This is a genomic window from Methylobacter sp., assembly GCF_036845245.1.
Classification (GTDB): domain Bacteria; phylum Pseudomonadota; class Gammaproteobacteria; order Methylococcales; family Methylomonadaceae; genus Methylobacter_A.
On record NZ_DAIUEH010000003.1, the window covers coordinates 78192 to 102088 of the forward strand.

Here is a 23897-nt window from a genome sequence, read left to right on the forward strand (position 1 = left end):
CCTGTAGGGGCGAATTTATTCGCCCCGTGACACCGTATAAATTGATTCGGATGACACTGACAATAGGCGAATGAATTCGCCCCTACAGCCAGATTGCATCCCATAACGGGTAATCTGCAATTTGTTCCACCAACCCGGCACGTAACGGATTGGCGACGATATAACGGGCAATCTTTTTAATATCCTCATCTTTACGTAGCCCATGATCGTAAAAACCGCGTTGCCATATTGTGCCTTTACGCTGTAAATATGCGTTGAGTTCAATGGCGGTTCTACCTTTTAAATCTTTGATTACATTTGATAACGATTTGGCCTCGCCTAATTGGAACAGCCAATGCAAATGATCCGGCATCACAACCCAGGCTATTGAATCCAGCTTTCTTTCTTCATGCAAACGGCGCATTTGACGCACGACTATGCGCCCGCAATGTATATCCCTGAACCAAGCGAGACGATTATCTGTGCGTAACGTTACATGATAGGACTGGTGTGCTTGAGAAAAACGGCCTTTTAACAGATCGTCGCGTGGCATAATTATTCCGATTCGGGGGCGAATGAATTCGCCCCTACAATATTTGCCGTCGGTTCCTCCAAAAAAGCCCTGATTGCGGCTATCCCCTGAGCTCCGCTTTGCCGTGCTTTAGTGAGGCTGGACTCGGTCATGCCGCCCAAGGCATAAACAGGCATATTGACCTTGGCGACCAAGTCGGTGAATTGTTCCCAACCCAGCGAGGGAGCGCCCGGATGGGTTTGGGTTGCCAGCACCGGGGCCAGCACGACAAAATCCACGCCTATTTTTTGTGCCTGTTGCAGTTGTTCAAGATTGTGACATGACGCGGCCAGCCATTCGCTGTTTCCGGGGCGCTTGGTCAAAGCCATTAAATGGTTGCTGGTCAGGTGGATGCCGTCGACATCAATTGAGCAGTCAACGGCTGAATTCATCAACAGCACCGCCTGTTGCTGTTGGCATAACGGGTAAGCCTGTTCGATGAATTGTGCCACGGCAGCGGGCGGCAGGTTCTTCAATCTGGCCTGGATCAGCTTGACGCCCCGGTTCAATATTTTTTGCAGGTTCGGCAGCAATAAGGCTTCATCCGCGTCATCCAGAATTGCGTAATGAGGCGGCAATAGGGCGGCGGTGATGATGGGCTGGTTGGCGGTCGGAAATGCATAATGTTCCAGCTCATCCGGCGTTACCCATTTAAACGGCTGGCCTTCCAAGCTTTTGGCCTCGCCTGAAAACTGTTCAACCAAGAAAACGTTGAGTTGTACGAACCGGTCGGGATACTGGTGGTTGACGGTAATCAGCGGGGTTGCCGTTGTCACGGTGATGTTGAGTTCTTCCTTGAGTTCACGGGCCAGCGCAATTTCCGCTGTTTCTAACGGTTCAATCTTGCCGCCGGGGAATTCCCATAAACCGCCTTGGTGCAAATCGGCATGGCGCAGGGAAATCAGGATTTTTCCTTCCGGGTTTTTGACTACGCCTACGGCGACTTGGAGTGGATTCATTTTAAGTGTTTGCCGGAAACGCCAGTTCTCGCTATTGCTCGGACCGGCTTATTCCGGCCTACTTCGAGATATGTCTAAAGGCGAGTACTGGAGTAACGAGGGCGACTGAAGTCGCCCCTACAGTGCTTAAGTCCTATATTCCGCATTGATCTTCACGTAATCATACGAAAAATCACAGGTTAAGACTTCCTGTACTGCATCGCCACGGCCCAGTTTGACGGTCACAGTGATTTCTTCCTGATTCATCACCCGCTGCCCGGCTTCTTCGGTGTAGTCGTCGGCTCTGCCGCCGTTTTTGACGATGCAAACGTCGTCCAGATACAGCTGCACGTCTTCCAACACCATGTTTTCGACGCCGGCGCGGCCGACTGCCGCCAGTATCCGTCCCCAATTCGGGTCGCTGGCGAAAAAAGCGGTTTTCACCAACGGCGAATGGGCGATAGTTTTACCGACGCGCACCGCTTCTTCATCGGTCAAGGCTTGCTCGACGACGATGCGCATCAGCTTGGTTGCTCCCTCGCCGTCCCTGATGATGGCTTCGGCCAGTTGTTTGCAAACAGTCATTACGGCATTGGCAAAAATCTTATAATTTTCGCTGTCCGGCTTAATTTCAGGAACTAACGAGCAACCGCTGGCCATCAATACGCAGGCGTCGTTAGTCGAGGTGTCGCCGTCGACGGTGATGCGGTTGAACGATTGCTCGACAGCCGCCGCCAAGCATTCCTGCAACAGCGCCTGATCGATTTTCGCGTCGGTCGCCATAAAACCCAGCATCGTCGCCATGTTCGGCTGAATCATGCCCGCGCCTTTGGAAATGCCGTTGATGGTAATAGTTTGACCGTCGATCTCGATGACTTTGGATACGCCTTTCGGGAAGGTATCGGTAGTCATGATCGCTTGGGCGGCCTTGTCCCAGTTGCCTGTATCCAGGTTGCCGACGGCTTCCCGCAACGCGGCTTTGATTTTGCCCACCGGCAACGATTGGCCGATGACGCCGGTAGAAAAAGGCAGCACTTGTGTCGCAAGCCCATCGACAACCTCGGCCAAATCGGAACAGGTCGCCAACGCATCTTTCATGCCCTGTTCGCCGGTACCGGCATTGGCATTGCCGGAATTAATCAGCAACCAGCGCGGGCTATGCGCCAGATTGGCTTTTGCAACATGCACGGGCGCGGCGCAAAAAGCGTTTTGGGTAAAAACCGCCGCACAGGTTGAATGCTCGGCCATTTGAAGCACCAGGATGTCATCCCTGACGGTTTGCTTGATGCCCGCATTCGCTGTACCCAGCGTTATTCCCGGTACTTCGTGCATGGTCGGAAAACTGCACTGCCCTACTGCCATAAGTTAAGCCTCGTTAGACTGAGTGGTTGGATAACACTTGGCTTTTATCGCTAAATAAATGCCTTCAATAACTTCTTTTTTTGCATAAATCAGATTGATGCTATTGGCCATTTCAATAGCATCGTCTTCATATTCATGCGACAACTGATTTCTTATATTCCTCAAATCCTGCCATTCATTGACAATATCCATATCGATATATTTTTCCATTCTTTTAATAATATCCAAAAAGGGTAACTTATCGGCATTCTGTTCAAACTTGCCCACCAACACCTTAAACAGTTTCTCCCCCATGCTGTCTTGCAGCTTTGCAAACCTGAATAAATACTGGTCTATCGCCTGCACTTGATCTTTGGATAAGTTTTCATATTTAGTCGCAGTCAGCGGCATAAAGGCCGACATATCGCTATGGGCTTCGTTTATCCTTTGCAGATGCTTGGCGCATTCCTTGAAAATCTTCTCGATTTTTAAGTTATCTAGATTCAATTCTATTCCTGTTTCAATCGCTTCTTTTTCTATGGGCCGGGTTTTGTCTTTGGCGATAACAACATCTATTTTTTGCTCGCCTAAAGCTATGTCCAATGCGCTTAAAAATTTGATCTTTTTCTCATACAAATTGTCTTTATTCTCAGGCACAAGATACAAATCTATATCCCCGCCTTTTTTATTATCATCTACCCTGCTGCCAAAAAGATATACCTTTACTGTATCGCCGAATATGCCGTGGGCACTGCGTTGTATAGCACTTATCTCAAATAGGGTTAATCGCATTATTTATAACCTATCCTGCAAAACTGGCTTTTAACGGATCAAACTTTAAAAAACACAAACACATTATCAATCTTTTTAACTTTCATACACATCAGCTTGCATTGTGTCCTGATCTTTTGTAACTGCTGCGGCTGCTGACTGAGCGCAAAAGGCAAGATCACCTCCACTTCAATCTGGCCGTCCAGATAATGAATCCTGAAATCTTCTATGGCCGACTTAAAATCAGCCAGATAACGATCCAGTAATTTTTTCACATCGCCGCGAGACAACGGCCTGGAACAGTCCAACAAACCTTGGTCATCTTCTGGATCGACATGCACCAGCACGTCCATTACGTCGTCAAAACGCCTGATCAAATCGTCCCTGACTATATCGCCGATCATATGGCCTTCCGAAACGGTAATGCGGGGATCGACGACGATATGTGCATCAATCAATGCATCCTCGCCCATTTGCCGGGTGCGTAATAAATGGATGCCTTCAACGCCGTCAATCGCATGAATAGCCGTCCTGATGTCAGCGACCAGTGCTGGCGGCAACGAGGTATCGACCAGTTCCTTGATGCTCTCGAACACCAGGTTCAAACCGATTTTAGCCACCATCAACGCAACCACAACGGCGGCAATACCATCGGCCAACGGATAGCCCATCATCACCGCGCCTATGCCGAATAAAACCACCAGAGATGAGATCGCATCGCTGCGCTGATGCCAGGCATTGGCTAGCAGCAATTTGGACCGGGTCTTTTTGGCGATGCGCTTGGTGTATTGGTACAGCCACTCATTAATCAGGATTGAAAGCGTCGCAACGCCCAATGACAACATGTTCGGCACCGGCAGATGCTCAGTATCCGCCATGCGCTGCATGACCGACCAGACGATAGCGCCGCCGATCCCGATTAAGCTAAAACCCAAAATGACTGTCGCTATGGTTTCATAACGACGGTGACCGTAGGGATGATCAAGATCGGCTTCGCGGCTGCCCAACCTGACCGCAATAATAACCAGCAGATCGCTGAGCAGGTCCGATAATGAATGAATGCCGTCGGCAATCAAAGCCGCAGACTGCCCGAGGATGCCGAAGCCGATTTTGATCAGCGTCTGGAGAACGTTAATCGCCGCGCCGACATAGCTGGCCCTAGCTTTTAACTTATCCATTGTTACGGCATCGACAGCCTCAGCCATTACCCGCCCACTTCCAGGATAATAATGTATTCATGATCGCCTGAAACGGTTTCCAATACCTTATGTCCATTAATTCGGCACCAGGCCGGAATGTCCTGCATCACGCCGGGATCGGTGCAAATAACCTCCAGCTGGTCGCCCGTTTTGAGCTGTTTGACTTTATCCTGGGTGCGAATGACCGGCAACGGACACAGCAGGCGACGAGCATTTAAAATTTCTCTGTTCATATAAACCATTCTTGCGGAATTTCGTCCGCAGCAAACGGCTTAACCTGAATAATCATTTCAGAACCGTCTTTACCGGCAACGCTCACATCGACTTGTTCGGCATCTCGCCCTTGGCCGTACCGGGCGGTAATTCTCGCCGCCAGAAATAAATCCTCCGCGGAAGGCGTACCGTCCACCAACACCAAGGGACCGGCATGACTGGCGCAATGCAGGGTGATAAACTCTTTTTTGTAGCCCTGCATAAAACGGCCTTCGCCTTCTTCCCTGGCGACAATCACTTTAAAGTTACGCTCCGGCCTGATGTGCCTGCCGACTTTCAGCAGCATCACATCATCCAGGTCGTATTGCTTATCGCCGTCGCGCGCTTTCCATAGATCGACCAATTTTGACGAATAACTGGCGTCGGTCAAAAAACAACAGCCGCCCGCAGGCTGGGCATATTCATCAAAGCCGAAACCTTCGGCCATCGCCATCTGCGGTTTGCGCGAACGTCCGCTAAAATCATGCAGTTTTTCCCGATCGACCCAGCCTTCGCGTTCCGGCAGGGTTGCAGGCAGGTTCTTGGCGCACAAAGGCCGCAATAATAAATCATCGGCCCCAGATTCTTTGGAGATTATCGGCATCGTCGCTTTGCGTTGCGACATCGGCCGTTGGCCGATCACTTCTCCGGTGATGATGAAGTCGAAATCGTTTTCGACCAGCCATTGCTTGGCCTTGTTGACCATGAAAATCTTGCAATCGAGGCAAGGATTCATGTTTGCGCCGTAGCCGTGTTTAGGGTTGATCAGCACATCTTTGTATTCTTCGATCACATCGACGATATGCAGCTTCATGCCCAGCTGTTCGGCGACCCATAAGGAATTGTTGCGTTTAGGCTTGGCCTTGTCGCTGGCCCTGATCGCATGGGTGTGGCCTTCCACGCAAAAACCGGTAAAGAAGTTGATGCCTTCGACATGAACGCCCTGCTCCATGATGGTTTTAGCCGCCAGCATTGAATCCAGTCCGCCGGAAATTAATGCCACTGCTTTTCTTTGTTTACTCATATCACTCAAAAATTGGGAAAATTTGCTTATTATACCGGCTTATCTTCCACTTTGGTTTTCAATCCGCCATATGGGGCTAGGGAACGATAAATAATAACTTGGCGATAGCGCCTGATTCCAGATGGAGCTGAACGCATGACGCGTTTGATGATACAAAACAAGCTGCTTAATCCGGCGCGTAGGATGCTCTGCACGAGAAGTGCATCGATCGAGATTGATGCGTTTATTTCGTCGGCACATTCTACAAGGACTTGAAATTGCATCACAACGAAGCCTAACTCAACGCTCCAACGGAGCTTCGCGTTAGGTTATTCCGCTAAAACGGCGGGCAGGTATTAAATAGTTGTCGTTTAGTTTTTTATCTCTTAAGCTGCTCATCAGCCTTTGACTAACAGCGTCTATCACAATCAGCAACCCGACGATTTGCCGCGCATGTCAAGCGTGGTAAACTGAATACCAAATTTAAAGCAGAAGGCCATCTCATGACCACGATTACATTTGATACTTTGAAATTCGCCAATACTCTCAAAGCCGCCGGTGTCCCGTCCGCACAGGCGGAAGCTGAGGCCGTTGCGCTGTCCGAGGTACTGGAAGTCAATCTCAAAGATCTGGTTACTTAAAGAAAATATGCACCATGAAATGCGCGATCTTGAACAACGTCTTATCATCAAGCTAGGCACTCTCATAGCTGTAGCTATTGGCATTGTTGCCGTGTTAGTCAAGCTGCTTTGAGCTTCAAATGTCGGGCAACGGAAAGCTGTTGTCCGGCCTACCCGGCTTATTGATACGCTGTAAATACCCTTGTATCTTAATCCATATCATTTGTGAAAATCTCGTGGGACTTTTCTGTCGTTTGTTTAAACATACAAAAAGCAGGGCAATTAAAACTTAAAAAAATAAGAGAAAATAATGATAGATAATGGTTATATGAAAAGAGACTTAACAAAAGAATCTCAACTCATCGGTTCTTTTGAAAAAAATGATAAGTTACGGAAGTCAGAAAAAAATTATGAATACCAAGAAATTAAGAAAGAAAATTTTCCAGAGTCAAATGAGTTAAGATTTTACAATATTAATGAGAGCGATATTTATATTAATGAAGAAAATATAAAAATTATTAAATCTCGCGTGACAAAAGCTAGCCCTTTTGATGAAACCATTTATTTATCTATTAGTGAATGGAAAACTGAAAATTTTAAAGAGGATAATTCTTTATTTAAACTTTTAATTCCAATAATTCCAAATACAAAAAATATAATGTTTCATAACTACTTTAGCAACTTAGTAGGAATGAATGACAATAAAAAAACATATTTTATGAATGGAATCAGCTTTGGTTTTAAAAAAAAAAACTTTCAACTCTATCAGTTGAATGATTTTTTTATTTTAGAAATTCTAAATTCGATAGGTTATGAAGAGTTTAATCAGTTAAGCAGAGTTATTCTAGCGGCATTTGGATTTATAACGGGTTATGTGCCTTTGGATTATGGATACTTCTTTTCATACGAAAATGAAAGTGATGCTTTTACAGGAATCAGATTTAATTCTTCATTTTTAGGTACTTACAAAACAAATTATGCTCTCTTTAGTTTAAATGCTTATGAATATTTTACAGGTGAGCCATTTACTTTCGAAGATGGGGAGTTTAAGAAAAATGATGAAATTAGAGAAATTGAAAGTAAATTAAAAGCAATTACAAAAAAAATGTTTTCTGATTTTTGTTACATGATGAATGATGATCGTAATTTTGCAAATGTTATTTTTTCTATTTTAGAGGTTAATAATACCAAAAATAGCCTATCTCTTCTTTCAACAGGCGCATTATATTCTGTAGCATTGGAAAGAATAACAAACATAATATCTCAAGACAATGAAGATAATATTGCTCCTATTAAAGACAAAGGAAATGCAAAAGAATTGGTAAAAGCGTTAGTTGATTTAGCTAAGGATTTTTTTAAATCCAAAAAATTAGGGATAATTCCACACGCTATAGAAGCTAGATTAAAAAACATTAATAGCCTAACAAATCAAGATAAATTATATAAGCCTTATGAAATATTAAATATTCCTCTTAGTCCTGAAGATAAAAAAATTATAAAATATAGAAATGATTTTCTTCATGGCAATAATATGGAGGAGTTAGAATTTGATGAATTATTTCGTATAAATTTAGAGCTAAATTTTTTAGTCAATACTTTAGTTTTTAAAAAAATTGGGTGGACAGGGATAGTTAAAAACCTATCAAAAACATACCTTGAACATAAAGAGTTAGAAATTCTTAAGGATGCAAAATCTTATAAAGAGCTGGGTACGATTAATAAAACGATAGGGCCGTACGATGTGCTGAAGCACGAAAGCTGTAAGGCGGATTCGCGCCAGCAATCCGCCGTGATCGGGATGATCTTGTCTGACCCTGACCACTAATTTGGCTAGCGGTGTTTTTTAATCGCTTATTTTGGATATTGCGCATCAGTTGGCGGTTTGCTTGCGCGAAACCGCCCTTTATCAACCAAAATTAATCCTGGCTTCCAGATCATTACTGGAATCGGCATTTTTCAATGCTTCTTCCAGACTGATCCGTCCGTCTTTGTACAGACCGAACAACGCGTCGTCAAATGTCTTCATGCCTTTGCTGCCGCTTGAGGTCATCGCCGATTTAATTTCGCTCAAGTCGCCTTTTAAAATCAGGTTTGCTATATGAGGGGTGTTGATCATCACTTCAATCGCCGCACAGCGCTTTCCGGCCGTATCCGGAATCAGGCGTTGGGAAATAACCGCATTTAAATTGGTAGCCAGGTCCATGAACAATTGCGCATGATGATCGTGCGGGTACATGTTGATGACCCGCTCCATGGCTTGGTTGGCGTTGTTTGCGTGCATGGTCGAGATGCATAAGTGGCCGGTATTGGCCAGCTCCAACACGGCCGACATGGTTTCACGGTCGCGAATCTCGCCGATTAAGATAACGTCCGGCGCTTCCCGCAGACAGGCTTTTAGCGCTCGGGCATAGGATTCGGTATCGACGCCGACTTCGCGCTGATTGACGATGGATTTCAGGTTCGGGTGCGAGAATTCGACCGGGTCTTCAATGGTCAGGATATGACCGGCCGAATTCGCGTTACGGTGGTTGATCATCGCCGCCAGCGTGGTCGATTTGCCCGAACCGGTGCCGCCTACCATCAGCAACAGGCCGCGCTTGGCCATGATCAATTCCATTAAAATATCCGGCGTGCCTAAATCCTTGCCGGTAGGAATGACCGAAGGAATCAGGCGCATCACCAAACCGACGGTTTTACGCTGATAAAAGGCATTGGCGCGAAAACGCGCACTGCCGTCCGGCAGGCTGATCGCAAAATCCAAGTCCTTAGTCACTAAAAACTCGTCGATTTGCTGCTGGGTCATAATCCCGAAAGCGCCCGATTTGGTTAACTCGGGCGTCAGCAGGAAATCATCCAGCGCCACGGCCCGGCCGAAAATTTTGGCTTTAACCGGCGAGCCGACCGTTAAAAACAAGTCCGAGGCATTTAACCGGCTCATCTCCTGCAAATACGGCAGGATGTTTAAATCGTCTTCCGGCATTGCACCCAAAATCCGGTAGCCGGCAGGATCAGGTTCGGCTTTTGCCAGCGCTGACTCGGGGACAATGAACAGCACCAAGCCGTTATCTTCGACCTTGGCGCTAGCGGTAAATTTCTCGCCGTCAGGCGCGTTGCAATGAAAAGTTAGCGCCTTATTCTGGACTAACTCCTGCTTTTGGGCGTCATTAATCAGGCTAAAGGTGATTTCTTTGATGATATTCGAGCTTAGCTCATTCTTACCGAGAGGATATTCTTCTCCGGATAATCTCAAAAGTGCTGGAGATCCCGCTTTTAAAGACAAGCTGTCCGCATTTTTTTCCAGCATTAATTTCAAATAGGGCGTCAGAGTCATATCAGTATCTGGGTTTTAGAGTGGAAGAGAGTTTTAAATCGGCGCGAATAAGTTAGCACGTAGCTGATTCATTACTCGTCGCCGCCGTCCTCTTTCGATTGCAACGAAAGCCCGCCGACAGTTCTATCTTCACCGGAGGCTAATTTGATCTGCAAGCGCAGCTCATTTTGGGAGTCGGCATTTCTTAAGGCTTCTTCGTAACCTATTTTGCCTGATTGATAAAGCTCCAATAAGGCTTGATCGAAGGTTTGCATGCCCAGCTCGCGGGATTTGGCCATCAATGGCTTGATGCTGGAAGCTTCGCCTTTGGCAATATAATCTGAAATTAACGGTGTATTTAATAAAATCTCAATAGCCGCGCAACGGCCGCCGTCAACGGTTTTAACCAGACGCTGGGAAATAATCGCGCGCAAATTGACCGAAATGTCCTGCATCAATTTCGCCTGTTTCGCTATCGGAAAGAAACCCAAAATCCGGTCGATGGCCTGATTGGCATTATTCGCATGCAGGGTGGCCAAAGCCAAATGCCCGGTCTGGGAAAATTCCAGCCCGTAATTCATAATCTCTTCATCGCGAATTTCGCCGAGCACAATCACATCGGGAGCCTGACGCAAGGTATTGTGCAGCCCGGCCTCCCAACTCTTGGTATCGACGCCGACTTCTCTTTGCATGATGACGCAATTTTTATGGGTATGAACGTATTCGATCGGATCTTCCAGGGTAATGATATGACCGTAACTGTTCGCATTGCGATGGTCGATCATTGCCGCCATCGACGTCGATTTACCGGAGCCGGTACCGCCGACCATGATGACCAGGCCGTTTTTGTTCATCATCACGTCTTTTAAAATAGGCGGCAAACCCAATTTGTCGAAATTGGGTATTTCCGCGGCAATAACCCGGATAACCAATCCTTGGCAGCCTTGCTGAACATAGGCATTGACCCGGAACCGGGAGAGTCCGGCAGGCGCGATAGCAAAATTGCATTCTTGGGTTTCTTCGAACTCCTTGAGCTGCTTGTCATTCATGATGCACTGCGTCAGCGCTTTGGAGTCATTAGCCGATAAAGCTTGCTGCGAGACCGGCGTCATCTTGCCTTTAACTTTTATTGCAGGTGGAAATCCGGCGGTAATAAATAAATCAGATCCTTCTTTATGTAACATAAGTTTGAGCAACTTAATCATAAAGTCCATCGCTTCTTTTCTTTCCATTGACTTCCCCCTGTGTTGATTGGCTATATTTGTTTTACCCGAAACGGGGTAAAACTCGGTTGATTATAATTTTAATTTTTAAACATAAAAAATACACAAAGCATTTTTATCCTTGATTTTATTTAGCAAGCAATCCGCCAATACCCTTAATCTGGTTAATATCGTTATTAACCGAAGATTTAACGGTTGCTGATTGAATAAAAATTGTCAAATTATCAGCCGTATCAAATTGCAGCGCCTGTGCAAAATTTTTGACGATGATAGCGACGACATCATCTTTTGTGCTGGATGCGGGCAAACTGCTGAATTGCTGCTCTACCGCTTTGAGTAATTCCGAGGCCTTTTGAGTATTGCCCATTCGAGCGTAATGTCTTGCCAGGCGACTGGCAACAATGGCTTTATCGGTCGGCAGATTAATAGCTTGCAGCTGCTTCTCGGCTGAATCCAAAGCAGCACCGGCCGCATCGGGTTGGTAACTGGCAATCAAATCGGCGGCTAACGCATTATAAATCGGATCCTGAATGTCGTTGCCAATGCTTGCGGCTTTATCAATCGCATTGCTTTTAAGCGATACTTGAACGGCACGATAAAGCAGTTCGCCTTGTTTTTCTTTAGCAATGTTTTGCAATGTCGTTGTTTGCAATTGATTAATATAAGCAAAGCTTCCAATCAGTTCTTTAAGGCTTGCAGCAGTCGCTTCGGGCATAAGCGGCTCGGTGCTGGCAAGCCATTTAGAAGCATTGGCGCTGTCATTAACATCATAGTAAGCCCGCGCCATAGCCGCACGCGCACTAACTTGTTTGTCGGCCGATGCAGTTTTCGCCAGCAGGCTATCGGCTTGGCTGAAATAATTATTAGCGGTGTCAATGTTGCCTGCCTTAGAGTTGTAAACGGCAATTTTTAACGCCGCCTCCAGCTGCTCATCCGGATTTTGGATTTGTTTCCACGTTGCTTCCGCACGGCTCAGCCAATCATTCTTTTTAGTAATACGCAGTTGGTACAGCCCTGCCTGTGCCAAGTACTCGGCTTGCTTAGCCGCAGGCAGCATGTTAATTCGGGTTTCTATGGCAGCCGTAATATCATTAATCAGCTTGTCTTGATTGCTTAGCTGCGCCTGTGCCAAGAGTTTACCCATGGCGTTGATGTAGTCTTCCGTATCGACAAGGTACTGGGTCAACTTATAGGCATCGGCTACGTTATTGTTCGCGATTAACTGGGTGATACGTTGATTTAAAAATAAATCCCACTCTTGATTGTTTTCGCCATCATGCAGCAGCGTAACTGTCGGTGCAGGAGCATTGTTGTCTCCAGGTTGAGCCGCTTTTTTCGCGTCGCTCGTATTGGTAGAAACAGCACTCGGAGGTGTGGAGACCAACTTTGTCGTTCCTGACGATGCAGTTGCCTTACCTGCGTTCTTGCCAAGATTATCGGCATCCAAGCCGAATGCGCCAAGTACGTTATTGGCTTTATCATGCACATCCTGCAATGCCATTTGCGCATCGACAGGCGGCTCCGTCCCTGATGGTGCCGCTGCACCCTCACCGGCAGCTTCCCCGGCTGGAGCGGAAGGAGCAGCGACATTCGTTACCTCACTGGCGCCGCCTAAGAAATAACTCGCCCCTGATGCGACAACAATGGCGACGCCTCCTGCAATCAGCAAGGTTTTACTGGGTTTTTTACTTTTTTTACCGAAAATTTCCTGGGCGATTTCTTCTTCAATTTCTTTCTTACGCTTTTTCTCTGCCTCTTCTCTACTTGCCTTCATTTCACGTTTTTCTATGGCCATTTTCGAATTTAACAGCCTGTCTCTTATCTCTTTTCTTTCTTTTGCTTCTGCGTACTTAGCAATAATACCGGAACACTCGGGGCATTTGACGGGGTCTGGTTCACCTTGATCCAAGGTTATTTTTATTTCGCAATATGGGCAAGTAAAGTCGCGCTTTGTCAGCGCTTTTTCCTCGGTCTTTTCTACCAAAGAAATATTTAAGCCCGATCCTCCGGGGCGATAAAGACAAACAAGCCCTGCTTTCGATAGCGTGATTTGAACTTGCTCAGCCTCTTCTCCACTGATATTACGGCGAATGCACAGCCCACTGGGCGTACTCCATAATGCTTCGAGTTGCTGCTCTTCAATTTTGAAAACCTGACTAGCCTTCTTTTTGATTTGCTCCGCCTCATCCATTCTTTCAGGGCGAATTCCTTTTATGAAAACATCGTAAGAAGCCATGGTTTTTTCTCCACAAAATATCAGTTGGTGGTTATTATCGTGCTTATTTAAACAAGCAAAGCGCAGGACATACGGCAAAAAAATGCAAATCTTAACAGACGGGGGTTAATAATGGTACATTCCAAAGCTACCATCAAGCTGAGTTGATTAGTCGCATCCCATACTATTAATCATACCGCCAACTGCTTAATCTCTGCGTCCTGTATTAAAACGGCTAACGGAAAGACATACGCGACGCGCTCGATTTAACCCAAAGGACAACAATTAAATGTTTATAGAAGAGTCTCAAGACGATCCAGACGACTGGATGACAGCATTATTAAGATCGCCTATTTTTCAACGCCTCCCGCCTACCAATTTACAAAAAATATTAATGAGCCTGGAAGCCGTCCATTTTAATAAAGGCGAAGTTATTGTCGATCAAGGAGGCATCGGGGATTATTACTACCTGATTAAAAACGGGCAATGCGAATTAACACGCAGACCGTCGCCCAACGCAAAAGAAATTAGATTGGCCCAACTGGCAACCGGCGATACTTTCGGCGAGGACTCACTGCTTTCCGATGCACCCAGAAACGTAACGATTACGGCACTGACAGACATATCTTTATTACGGCTCAATAAACAACAATTCGTATCCTTAATAAAAGAGCCTTCTTTATCGTTTGTTACTTACCTGGAGATGCGGGCAGCGTTAAAGCAAGGAGCTATATTGCTGGATGTACGTTCGCCGGACGATTATGAAAACTACCATCTTGACGGCAGTATCAATGAGCCTTTTTTCTCGTTAAGAATGCAACTTAAAACATTAAATCGTCAAAAACCGATCATTGTGGTTTGCGGTGATGGCAAAACCAGCGAGGCCGCGGTATTTTTGCTGCTCCGCAATAAAATCAACGCCATGATTTTGCGAGGAGGCATCGCGGGAATTAAGCCCGAACCGGCGGATAAAATTGAGGTTGTCGCGGGCCGCCACTCCGAAACGATCCATCGGGAACGCGAACTAAAACAGCCTGCCGGCATTTCCAGCGATGTCCAGGATAATCCCGTAAGATTGCTTCAATCGGAAGTCGAAGCGCTCAAAGCGACGAACCAACAACTCACCGATAAATGCTTGAAGCTGGAGTTCGACAAGCAACATGCAGAAAGACAAATCCGGGCCTTGCACAAACAGTTGGAAAAACTAACCCAGGTTTTGGATAAGCTTAAAGAAGGCTGACTGACGGCTTGTAATCAAGCCTAAGATTAAGATAACATCAGCCACCCTAAAGCATTTGATTTAGAAGGCGAAAGATAAACCATGAAACATTCCATCCTTTTACTCAGATTAATGCTACTTGGTATCTTTGGACTTGGGTCGGGAGCTACCGTTGCCGCTACGGCTGGAACGGATATAAACAAGGCGACCTTCGCCGGAGGATGTTTCTGGTGCATGGTAGCGGCTTTCGATAATCTGCCGGGGGTAGTCGAGGTCATTGCCGGATATACCGGTGGACATAGCCAAAATCCGACTTATGAAGAAGTCTCGGCAGGTGGAACCGGCCATGTCGAAGCCATACAGGTACTCTACGATCCCGCTAAAATTAGTTATACCAAACTACTGGAGGTCTTTTGGCACAATGTTGACCCTACCGTCACGAATCGCCAATTCTGTGACATCGGCCCCGAATACCGCGCGGAAATTTTTTACCAGGACGCGGAACAGCGACGGCAGGCCGAGCAATCCAAAGCTGAACTGACGCAGTCCAAGCCTTTCAAAGACCCTATTGTCACCCGGATCGTTGCCGCCTCTGCATTCTATCCCGCCGAGGAATACCATCAATATTACTATCGCAAAAATCCGGTGCGTTATAAGTATTACCGCTACACCTGTGGCAGAGATCAACGTTTAAAGGAGTTATGGGGAAGCGAACCCGAACACTAAAGTCCCTTCCCCATTATTTCCCAGTTAATCCGACTCAGAGACAACGGATACGATTTGCCGTGACACTTCACCCGCTCAACCATCGCATGTCTCGATTAGCTTATCTTCAGCCTGTTTCTCATCGTAAACCGACCTGATAATTTCACGTTTTGCTTCCAGCCAATCTTTAAGTTCATTGCCCGGATGAAAGCCGCGTTTTTCAGCTTTGTAATAAGCCGCTTCAGCGATCATTACATCCAAGTTAACAGTCTGAGCGGATGAGCGGTGCTTCATTGTAAAACCGTACTTTATCAGATTGACCAGATTTTGCGGCGAGCTTCCCTTAATACCTATTTGGGCCGGCTTCAATTCTGCCAGAGTACCGAATAAGCAATCCCATATTGACAATACCGAGCCGTAATTACGATCATGCTCGTCACGTTGGGTTGAATGGTGAACACGATGCAAATACGGCGTAATAATTACCCGTCCCAAAAACCGCTCTCCCCAGAATGTAATATTGGTGTGATGCAGCATGGTAAAAAACGTAATGATCGCCTCATTCACCAGCATCACTCCGCCTTGTATCCCTAAAATAACAATCAACATCGCCTTCATCAGGTTGATGATGATAATTTCTATAACATGCGCCCGAAATGCGGTCGAAACGTTCAGGCAAGGATCATTGTGATGCACCTTGTGAAATACCCACAAATAATCGAAGCTGTGACTGGCTTTATGCAAGAGATACAGCGCTAAGTCCATCGCTAAAAACGAAAGAATCGCTTTCCATGCCGAATTCGAGATGTGGCTGAGCAGTCCCTTGTCAGCGTATTGCTCAGCCAAAATCCATAACGATGGAATCGCCAATAGCGACATGACAATACTGTTAAAGGCAAACAGCTCGATGTTCGTCCGATAAGACTGCTGCAATTGTTTGATGAACAGCTCTTCTCTAGGGAAGTAAAACTCAAGCAACACAAACAGCGCAAAAAACAGGCACAGGAGAAATGTTACTATCCCGCCTGAATATATCTCGACAATCCACGTTAGATAAGATTGAAGCAGGGTAATTGAAGATTTAAGTTCGTTTAACATCGTGGCCTCCTCATTACAAAACTGATGTAAATGATTAGAACAAAGTTATCTTAACTGGAAATTATATAAAGAATAATAGTGCCGCCGCTTGACCTTTATTGTGCCTAAAATGCTCCAATATTCAGAACGTTCAGCTCTTACCGCTATCGGGAAAAGCAGCGAGACTTGATTATTATTCTAAAAAACACGCAATGCATGTTCAAGTTTCAACCGGGCCACATAAAAAGATTTTTTATCCCGTTTGACGCTCGATTTCGCCAAGACGGACAAGGGGCATTGGCATTGCCGGAGACGATTCCGGCAATGCCGACCAACAATCGAGTCTAGAAAAAACCCAAGGGGCTAATATCGTAACTGACCAGCATGTTCTTGGTTTGCTGATAATGATTCAGCATCATCTTGTGGTTTTCACGGCCCACACCCGATTTTTTATAACCGCCGAAAGCCGCATGAGCCGGATAATGGTGATAACAGTTAACCCATACCCGACCGGCCTGAATGCCACGCCCCATACGGTAGGCGCGATTCATATCGTGAGTCCAGACACCCGCGCCCAAACCAAACTGAGTGTCGTTGGCAATCTCTAACGCTTCAGCTTCATCCTTAAACGTGGTAACCGATATCACAGGACCAAAAATCTCTTCCTGGAAAATTCGCATCTTGTTGCCGCCTTTCATAATTGTCGGCTCAATATAATAGCCTTCCGAGAACCCGCCTTCTAAAGACTCGGCCTTACCGCCGATTAAAACTTCCGCACCTTCATCTTTGCCGATTTGCAGATAGCCCAGAATCTTGTCGAACTGTTGCTTGGAGGCTTGCGCGCCGACCATCGTTTCGGTATCCAGCGGATTGCCGCGTTTAATCTGTTTGGCCCGCGCAATGACTTTAGCGATAAATTCATCATAAATAGATTCCTGTACCAACAAACGCGATGGACAGGTGCACACTTCACCCTGATTGAAAAAAGCCAGCACCGCACCTTCTATGCATTTGCTGATAAACGCTTCTTCCTGGTTCAACACATCTTCAAAAAAAATGTTCGGCGACTTTCCGCCCAACTCAACGGTTGACGGGATAATGTTTTCCGCCGCGCATTTAAGAATATGCGAACCGACAGGCGTCGAGCCGGTAAAGGCTATTTTTGCAATCCGGGTGCTGGTCGCTAATGCCTGCCCTGCTTCCGCGCCATAGCCGTTGACAATATTCACCACGCCTGCGGGCAATAAATCGCCAATTAATTCCATCATCACCAATATAGACGCCGGAGTTTGTTCAGCCGGTTTCATGATCACACAGTTGCCTGCGGCCAAGGCCGGCGCTAATTTCCAGCAGGCCATCAGCAACGGAAAATTCCACGGAATAATCTGTCCGACCACACCCAGCGGCTCATGAAAATGGTAAGCAACGGTATTTTTGTCGATTTCTCCGATTGAACCTTCCTGGGCGCGAATGCATCCGGCAAAATAGCGGAAGTGATCGACGCACAGCGGAATGTCTGCGGCCAGCGTTTCGCGTACCGCTTTGCCGTTATCCCAGGTTTCCGCAACCGCCAGTGTTTCAAGGTTTTCTTCAATGCGGTCGGCTATTTTTAATAAAATATTCGATCGTTCCGTGACCGACGTTTCTCCCCAGGTTGCGCTGACCGCATGCGCCGCATCCAGCGCCAGTTCAATATCTTCGGCGCCGGATCTGGGTATTTCGCAGAAAACCTTGCCGTTAACCGGACTTGAATTGTCAAAATACTGGCCCTTGACCGGACCGACCCAACTGCCGCCGATAAAGTTTTGATAACGGGATTTAAAGTTAACTTTACTGCCTGGCTGATTCGGTTCGATATAAAGCATGGCTTTTGCCTGGAAAATAAGGATGATGGAAGTTTGATTCTATCATCGTTGAGTGGCTTGGATTACGACAATCAATAAAATCCGATATTGCTATTACAGGCCATCAAAAAATTTGGCCTGATAATAAGATGATGACCGCATAACGCAGGCTTTTGCCGAAGCCGACCAGAATTAGGAAAATACCAAGATGCACCCTCATGATGCCGGCGATAAAAGTTAAGGCGTCTCCACCCACCGGCAACCAAGCTAATAATAGCGACCAAACGCCGAAATGCTGGTACCAGCGCTGGTAGCGATGCAATTTCGAGGATGGGAATGGAAACCAGCGGCGGTGTTCGAAATATAACAGATAACGGCCTAAAACCCAGTTGACGACAGCGCCTAAGGTATTGCCTGCCGATGCAAACAACCAAAGTAGCCAAGGATCATAACCGGCTGCCAGCAAACCCACCAACGCCACTTCCGAATAAAACGGAATCAGCGTGGCGGCCAGAAAACTGACGCCGAATAAACCCAAATAAGCGGTCATATCAGCTGACGCGCGGATTGAACCAGCGCACGAAAAAGATTACGTTGACGCGATATGTAGAATAAATATTCCGGATGCCATTGAACCCCGATCAAAAATGGTCGCGACGGGTCTTCTACCGCCTGCACAATATCATCCAAATCACGACCTACAATTCTTAACCCTCTGCCCAACTGATCAATGGCTTGGCTATGCAGACTGTTAATCCGGCAGCGGGTAGTCCCCAGCAGCTCCTTCAGTTGGCTGTCCGGCTCCACTAATAGCGTTTTTAACGGCAATACCGTCCAGCGGTTTCGGGTAAAGTGCCGCAGTTTACGTAAATCCTGATGCAAATTGCCGCCCAGATAGGTGTTAAGTAATTGCTCGCCACGGCAGATAGCCAGCATCGGTATATTCTGCTTCAAAGCTTTTTCGATATGAATTAATTCGAACATATCCCGCCCCTTGTCATAACGTGTATTAGGCAATACCTCTGATTCGTAAAGCGTAGGATAAATATCATCGCCGCCGCCGATTACGATGCCATCTAAGACCTCATTCAAATGCGAGTTTTTGGGTGTGAGCCGTAGAGGCTTGCCCCCGGCCCGGACAATGGCACAGCGGGTAAAATACCAGGCATGATCCCCGCCTTGGTCAGGCCCCGTTACGCCAATTACAGGACGCAATAACGTTTCAGGCATACCTCAACCGTCTCTCTCCAATCCTGAAACAGTTCGGCTAAAGGCCTGTCCAGAAATTTCATGTACGCCTGGCATATTACATTCAAACACTCGGTATTGCAGGCCAGCTTTTCAACCATTAACCAATTATGCCAATCCACATCGATATTCCAGCCGGGCTTATCGATTTGGCAGTTGGGCAGCCGGTAATGCAAAGTTGGGCGGGCGTGAACACGCTTATCGTCAATGATCGACAGCGTTCGGGTTTTATCGAGATAGGTAAATAACGGCAACATATCCAAGGCCCGGTTACGGGTAGGATTGGCTATCAGATAATCATCGATTAACCTGTCCTGCTCGGGATGGTAATCCAAATCAATCACTTGACGGATATAATCATCCGGAAACGGGGAAATATAGCCGGTCATCGAGCGGGTCAAGTCGATCTCGCTATAGTGAACCAGCCAGTCATGAAGACAAAGAAAAGCTTTGAGATAAGAAACAATGGTTTCATGGTCCAAGCTCGGCAATTCCGGATTGAAATGCAAGCCAAAAGCATTCAATGTGCCACTGTCTGTACCTTGGGCGCCCGATTCCCGCAAGCGCTGGATCAATAGTTCCAGTTCACCGAGCCTATCCATCCGAATCGGCGGCGAAACGATTTCAAACGGTACGATCTGTTCGGCTGCGATGCGCACAATAAACTCAGACCATTCATCAAGCTGAGCCCAAAAAGCCTCTGCATCCTGCTTGTAGCGGCCTTTTTTCTTCAAATATTGAAAATCAAGTTCAACTTTAAAATCGCCCAAGCTCGTGTCCGTAATCGTGCTTTCATAAGCACTCTCCGTTATAACAGTGCCGCCGAACTGTTCGTTAATCAGCCGGGCAATGTGTTCAAGAGTCAGTCCGGAAAACTCAAGTTCTACACCTACACGTCTCATTTCCCCGGATACTTTGGCACTGATCGGTGGAAGAAGGAAATGACACGTCTGATTCATAGCTGCCTTTTTTAATAGCTATTGATGGAACCGAAAACCGGAATCAAATTAAAAGCGCTAATCTTAATTGCCGAGTCGGTAACTTGAACGGTTTCTGAAAGGGCTACTCATTATCTCGCCGGATCAACAAAGATCAATAAGTCTAAGTACTTAGAATGAACAACCGGTAAAGCGCGTAATTTTCGAATAGCACAGGACTGACGAAGCAATCCTATCGTTCGCCATAGATGGACGATCAAGTTTCATTAACAAATCGAGATATCGCGCACAACAATAGCAATTCATACTCATTTTTTGCCCCATTTTTGTGCTTTCCTAAGAGACCAGTATTGAACAGCATCCGTTCAGACCTCATCTACATAAGGTAATATATGCCATGGCGTAATTATTGCTTATCACAACGTGCATCTTGGCTTTTATAATTACGTCTTGTCTCATTTTTAACGCACAACCAAGGATAAATTACATGCTGTCAGAAGCTGAACGTTTCGAAACCTTTTCCCCCTATATTCGTAGCGTTACCCAATGCAAGGAAATTCTTCGCGACTTGAACGGAACCTGGGGACTGATTTCCGCCATTGCGGAAATCAGTTGCCCCACAGAAGCCGCAACCATATTGCCGGCCATGGAAGCCACAAAAAAAGGCTTTGGCGATCTTGAAAGCAAACTAACCAGCCAGCTGGTTTCCGAAGAAATTAAAAAAACCTGTCTTGAACTTGAATCCAAAGCGCAGGTTTCGATAGATATCCTGGTGCGCAACCTGTATGAGCGCACTGCCGACATAGGCTTTCTGGCTACCAATGCCGATATCTGCAATTTTGTCCAGGCCTCGATAAAAGGCGAAACGACAGATATAGATTCAATTAACCAACTCCTTGACGAGTACGGTTCAAAATATACCGTCTACGACGACATTATCATTCTGGATACCGACAGCCGCATTCTGACCCGGCTTGACCGCAACACATCAACAACAGCTCAAGGTATTTCCGATCCGATCATCCGCCGGACCTTAAACTCATTGGACGACTATGTTGAAACCTTCGGTAAAACCAGTCTCCGGCCCGGTACAGACCGAAGCCTGATTTATTCAAAACGTATCGTCGATCCGGTGGATGACTCGGTCATTGGCGTTTTGTGCCTATCGTTCCGCTTCGATAACGAGATGGAAGGCATATTTCGCAGCCTGCAAAAGAAAGGCGACAAAGCCGTCATGTTGCTGCTGAATGCCGATTCGGTGGTCATTGCCACCAGCGACCAGGATCATGTACCGATTGGCCGGTATATTGAAGCGGTTCCTGAAGGCCATCACTACGGCGTGATCGACTTTGCCGGACGCGAATATCTGTCGGTAACGCACAGAGGCCGGCCCTATCAAGGTTATGCCGGCCAAGAATGGTACGGACACACCATGATTCCATTGCATAGCGCATTCCACGCGTCTGCATCCGACAAGGAGATCAATGCCGAAATTCTCCGCCATGGCGACTCGCTGTCGCCCGAACTCTCCGGCATCATTGCCGGTGCAGCGGAAGGCATCAATATGTTCCTGCACCGGGTCATCTGGAATGGCCAAGTCATGGCGACTAACGAGCACGGCAATCTTTTATCGCTGAAAGCAATCCTAAAACAGCTTCGCTCGATGGGAGCACGTACAGCTCAGGCACTTGCCGATTCCAGCAGTAAGTTGCACACCACAATGATTACCTCCGAGCTTCGCAATGCCGAATCCATCGCGCGGCTGATGATCGACATTATGGATCGCAACCTGTACGAGCGCAGCAATGATTGCCGATGGTGGGCCCTGACTTCGGAAATCCGTCGCATTTTATCCGAAGGCCGCCTGAGCCCTGACGATAAAGAAAAAATCACCGATATCCTGATCTACATCAACAAGCTTTACACCGTCTATACGCGCCTGTTTATTTATGACATCAAAGGCACTATCGTAGCCGAGTCCAATCTGCATAACGACCCGGTCGATGCGGTAGGCAGACAAGTGAACGCTTCCTACGCACAAGAGACTTTTTCGTTGCGTTCGCCGCAGGAATACCGCGTATCGATGTTTGAAAACTCCTGGCTGTACGAGAGCAATCCAACTTATATTTACAATGCCGCGATCCGTCATATTGATGACATGAATAAAGTGGTTGGCGGTATCGGCATCGTTTTTGACTCCACGATCGAATTCAAACACATGCTTGAAGATTGCCTGCCTGATAAACCGGGCGCTTTCGGCCTGTTTGTCGAACGGCCCAGCGGCCGCATCATTGCGTCAACCGAAGGCTCCAATTACAAAAATGGTGAAGTTCTTTGGATAGACCCTGAGTTTTTTGAATTGCAGGAAGGCACAGGAAAATCCAAAATCGTGCTTTATAACAAGAAGTACTATGCTGTCGGCTGCTACTCGTCACGCGGATACCGCGAGTTTAAAACCACTGGCGACTACCATAATGACGTGGCGGCCTTCGTGTTTATCCCGATCGGAGAAAAAGCCGAGAACACAGGCTCCGAACAACGCGTAGCGATCACTTATCCGCAAGAGCCGATAACCGGTGATGTCGTCGATCTGGCAACGTTCTATATCGGCTCGGAAGTCTATGCCTTTCTTGCCTGCGACGTACTCGAAGCCATGGACGTTACAATGATCAACGCCCTGCCCGGCGTGAAATCCTATATTGTCGGCAGCGTTATGTATTGCGATAACAGTCCCGAAGGCATCAATGAAAAAATCCCGATTATTGTGATTGACGGCAGAATTCTGACCCAAAAGCCCGTTGATCAGGATAGGCAGGAGATAACGACCGGTGCAATCGTCGTCGTTCGAACCCAAGTAGGCCCTATCGGCCTGTTGGTTGACGGGCTTGATGCCATTCCCAGCTTTGAAAAATCGCAAATCCAGCAGATTAATGAATTATTGCGCGGCGATGGCGGCTATGTAAAATCACTGGTCAACATCCCTGAAAGCAACACGACCGGGAAAATGCTTATTGTATTAAATCAGGACTTGATTCTGGCTTCGGTTCGTAAGCAATAATCAAGACCGATTCGCAGCTGGTTTTTTAATATTTGGGACAAAGTAGACAGGCTCCATCCCCTCCAATACATAACTAAAATCAAGTTTCTAGTTCCCATAGGTTTCCCGTGGGAACTAGGTAGCTTGCACTACGAGCCACAATCCACCTCAGTAGCATTCCTATACGACATATGTGAACGAAGAATCTATCATTGTCGACAGACGTTGAATAACGTTTCTTTTTATTGATTCTTGATAACATATTAAAAGTGGAGAATATTCTTAATCAATTTGCAAAGAAGCAATTATTATACAACCCATCACGTATAATAATCGTCAAACACATTAACCGAGGGCTTAAAGTCTTTACCTACGTATCGATCAATCAGCATCGGATAACTCTGAAA

At 46.6% G+C, this 23897-nt stretch carries 20 protein-coding genes; 5 read left to right on the forward strand and 15 right to left on the reverse strand.

All coding sequences use genetic code 11. The annotated features are described in order from the left end of the window. Nucleotides 1–82 precede the first annotated feature (82 nt). The 7 genes from V7051_RS02315 to V7051_RS02345 all read right to left on the reverse strand — a co-directional run bounded on the left by V7051_RS02315 (nucleotide 83) and on the right by V7051_RS02345 (nucleotide 6075). Nucleotides 83–532: an REP-associated tyrosine transposase gene (locus V7051_RS02315; RefSeq protein ID WP_333873297.1), complete on the reverse strand. Its 450-nt coding sequence runs from the start codon at nucleotides 530–532 to the stop codon at nucleotides 83–85. Nucleotides 533–534: 2 nt separating this feature from the next. After that, the gene (locus V7051_RS02320; protein WP_333873296.1) at nucleotides 535–1509 is read right to left on the reverse strand and encodes a Nudix family hydrolase; all 975 of its coding nucleotides are present in this window, start codon (nucleotides 1507–1509) and stop codon (nucleotides 535–537) included. Nucleotides 1510–1635: 126 nt separating this feature from the next. Beyond that, complete coding sequence (gene argJ / locus V7051_RS02325) at nucleotides 1636–2850, reverse strand: bifunctional glutamate N-acetyltransferase/amino-acid acetyltransferase ArgJ (protein WP_333873295.1); 1215 nt, start codon at nucleotides 2848–2850, stop codon at nucleotides 1636–1638. A gap of 3 nt (nucleotides 2851–2853) precedes the next feature. Continuing rightward, a complete protein-coding gene (locus V7051_RS02330) occupies nucleotides 2854–3621 on the reverse strand; it encodes a nucleotidyltransferase domain-containing protein (protein WP_333873294.1) in 768 nt (255 codons plus the stop codon). A gap of 38 nt (nucleotides 3622–3659) precedes the next feature. Next, nucleotides 3660–4805: a cation diffusion facilitator family transporter gene (locus tag V7051_RS02335; RefSeq protein WP_333873293.1), complete on the reverse strand. Its 1146-nt coding sequence runs from the start codon at nucleotides 4803–4805 to the stop codon at nucleotides 3660–3662. After that, the gene (locus V7051_RS02340; RefSeq protein WP_333873292.1) at nucleotides 4805–5032 is read right to left on the reverse strand and encodes a sulfurtransferase TusA family protein; all 228 of its coding nucleotides are present in this window, start codon (nucleotides 5030–5032) and stop codon (nucleotides 4805–4807) included. The genes V7051_RS02335 and V7051_RS02340 overlap by 1 nt, the downstream gene beginning before the upstream one ends. Further along, nucleotides 5029–6075: a tRNA (5-methylaminomethyl-2-thiouridylate)-methyltransferase gene (locus V7051_RS02345; RefSeq protein ID WP_333873291.1), complete on the reverse strand. Its 1047-nt coding sequence runs from the start codon at nucleotides 6073–6075 to the stop codon at nucleotides 5029–5031. The genes V7051_RS02340 and V7051_RS02345 overlap by 4 nt, the downstream gene beginning before the upstream one ends. A gap of 482 nt (nucleotides 6076–6557) precedes the next feature. On the opposite strand from V7051_RS02345, the gene V7051_RS02350 reads away from it, so the two are divergent. Then, on the forward strand, nucleotides 6558–6695 hold the full coding sequence (locus V7051_RS02350) for a hypothetical protein (RefSeq protein ID WP_333873290.1): 138 nt from the start codon (nucleotides 6558–6560) through the stop codon (nucleotides 6693–6695). 289 nt (nucleotides 6696–6984) lie between these two features. Then, the gene (locus V7051_RS02355) at nucleotides 6985–8499 is read left to right on the forward strand and encodes a hypothetical protein (protein WP_333873289.1); all 1515 of its coding nucleotides are present in this window, start codon (nucleotides 6985–6987) and stop codon (nucleotides 8497–8499) included. Nucleotides 8500–8580: 81 nt separating this feature from the next. On the opposite strand, the gene V7051_RS02360 is transcribed toward V7051_RS02355, so the two are convergent. The 3 genes from V7051_RS02360 to V7051_RS02370 all read right to left on the reverse strand — a co-directional run bounded on the left by V7051_RS02360 (nucleotide 8581) and on the right by V7051_RS02370 (nucleotide 13443). Then, the gene (locus V7051_RS02360) at nucleotides 8581–10005 is read right to left on the reverse strand and encodes a PilT/PilU family type 4a pilus ATPase (protein ID WP_333873288.1); all 1425 of its coding nucleotides are present in this window, start codon (nucleotides 10003–10005) and stop codon (nucleotides 8581–8583) included. A 71-nt stretch (nucleotides 10006–10076) separates the two neighbouring features. Then, nucleotides 10077–11216, reverse strand: a complete 1140-nt coding sequence (locus V7051_RS02365; RefSeq protein WP_333873287.1) for a PilT/PilU family type 4a pilus ATPase — start codon at nucleotides 11214–11216, stop codon at nucleotides 10077–10079. Nucleotides 11217–11334: 118 nt separating this feature from the next. After that, nucleotides 11335–13443: a hypothetical protein gene (locus V7051_RS02370; protein WP_333873286.1), complete on the reverse strand. Its 2109-nt coding sequence runs from the start codon at nucleotides 13441–13443 to the stop codon at nucleotides 11335–11337. Nucleotides 13444–13711: 268 nt separating this feature from the next. Here V7051_RS02370 and V7051_RS02375 point away from each other — a divergent pair, with 268 nt between their 5' ends. Both V7051_RS02375 and msrA read left to right on the forward strand, forming a co-directional pair. Then, complete coding sequence (locus V7051_RS02375) at nucleotides 13712–14662, forward strand: cyclic nucleotide-binding domain-containing protein (protein WP_333873285.1); 951 nt, start codon at nucleotides 13712–13714, stop codon at nucleotides 14660–14662. A gap of 81 nt (nucleotides 14663–14743) precedes the next feature. After that, the gene (gene msrA / locus V7051_RS02380; RefSeq protein WP_333873284.1) at nucleotides 14744–15367 is read left to right on the forward strand and encodes a peptide-methionine (S)-S-oxide reductase MsrA; all 624 of its coding nucleotides are present in this window, start codon (nucleotides 14744–14746) and stop codon (nucleotides 15365–15367) included. Nucleotides 15368–15442: 75 nt separating this feature from the next. On the opposite strand, the gene V7051_RS02385 is transcribed toward msrA, so the two are convergent. From V7051_RS02385 to V7051_RS02405, 5 genes are all read right to left on the reverse strand, one after another. Continuing rightward, the gene (locus V7051_RS02385; RefSeq protein WP_333873283.1) at nucleotides 15443–16444 is read right to left on the reverse strand and encodes a sterol desaturase family protein; all 1002 of its coding nucleotides are present in this window, start codon (nucleotides 16442–16444) and stop codon (nucleotides 15443–15445) included. Nucleotides 16445–16767: 323 nt separating this feature from the next. Further along, nucleotides 16768–18288, reverse strand: a complete 1521-nt coding sequence (exaC, locus tag V7051_RS02390) for an acetaldehyde dehydrogenase ExaC (protein ID WP_333873282.1) — start codon at nucleotides 18286–18288, stop codon at nucleotides 16768–16770. Between the two features lie 103 nt (nucleotides 18289–18391). After that, nucleotides 18392–18817, reverse strand: coding sequence for a YqaA family protein (locus tag V7051_RS02395; protein WP_333873281.1), 426 nt, complete (start codon nucleotides 18815–18817; stop codon nucleotides 18392–18394). Then, the gene (locus V7051_RS02400; RefSeq protein ID WP_333873280.1) at nucleotides 18814–19497 is read right to left on the reverse strand and encodes a gamma-glutamyl-gamma-aminobutyrate hydrolase family protein; all 684 of its coding nucleotides are present in this window, start codon (nucleotides 19495–19497) and stop codon (nucleotides 18814–18816) included. Before V7051_RS02400 ends, V7051_RS02395 begins: the two co-directional genes overlap by 4 nt. Next, nucleotides 19470–20474, reverse strand: a complete 1005-nt coding sequence (locus V7051_RS02405) for an amidoligase family protein (RefSeq protein WP_333873279.1) — start codon at nucleotides 20472–20474, stop codon at nucleotides 19470–19472. Before V7051_RS02405 ends, V7051_RS02400 begins: the two co-directional genes overlap by 28 nt. A gap of 466 nt (nucleotides 20475–20940) precedes the next feature. Between V7051_RS02405 and V7051_RS02410 the strand changes: the two genes are divergently transcribed. Continuing rightward, nucleotides 20941–23511, forward strand: a complete 2571-nt coding sequence (locus V7051_RS02410) for a chemotaxis protein CheW (protein ID WP_333873278.1) — start codon at nucleotides 20941–20943, stop codon at nucleotides 23509–23511. Nucleotides 23512–23897: the final 386 nt, after the last annotated feature.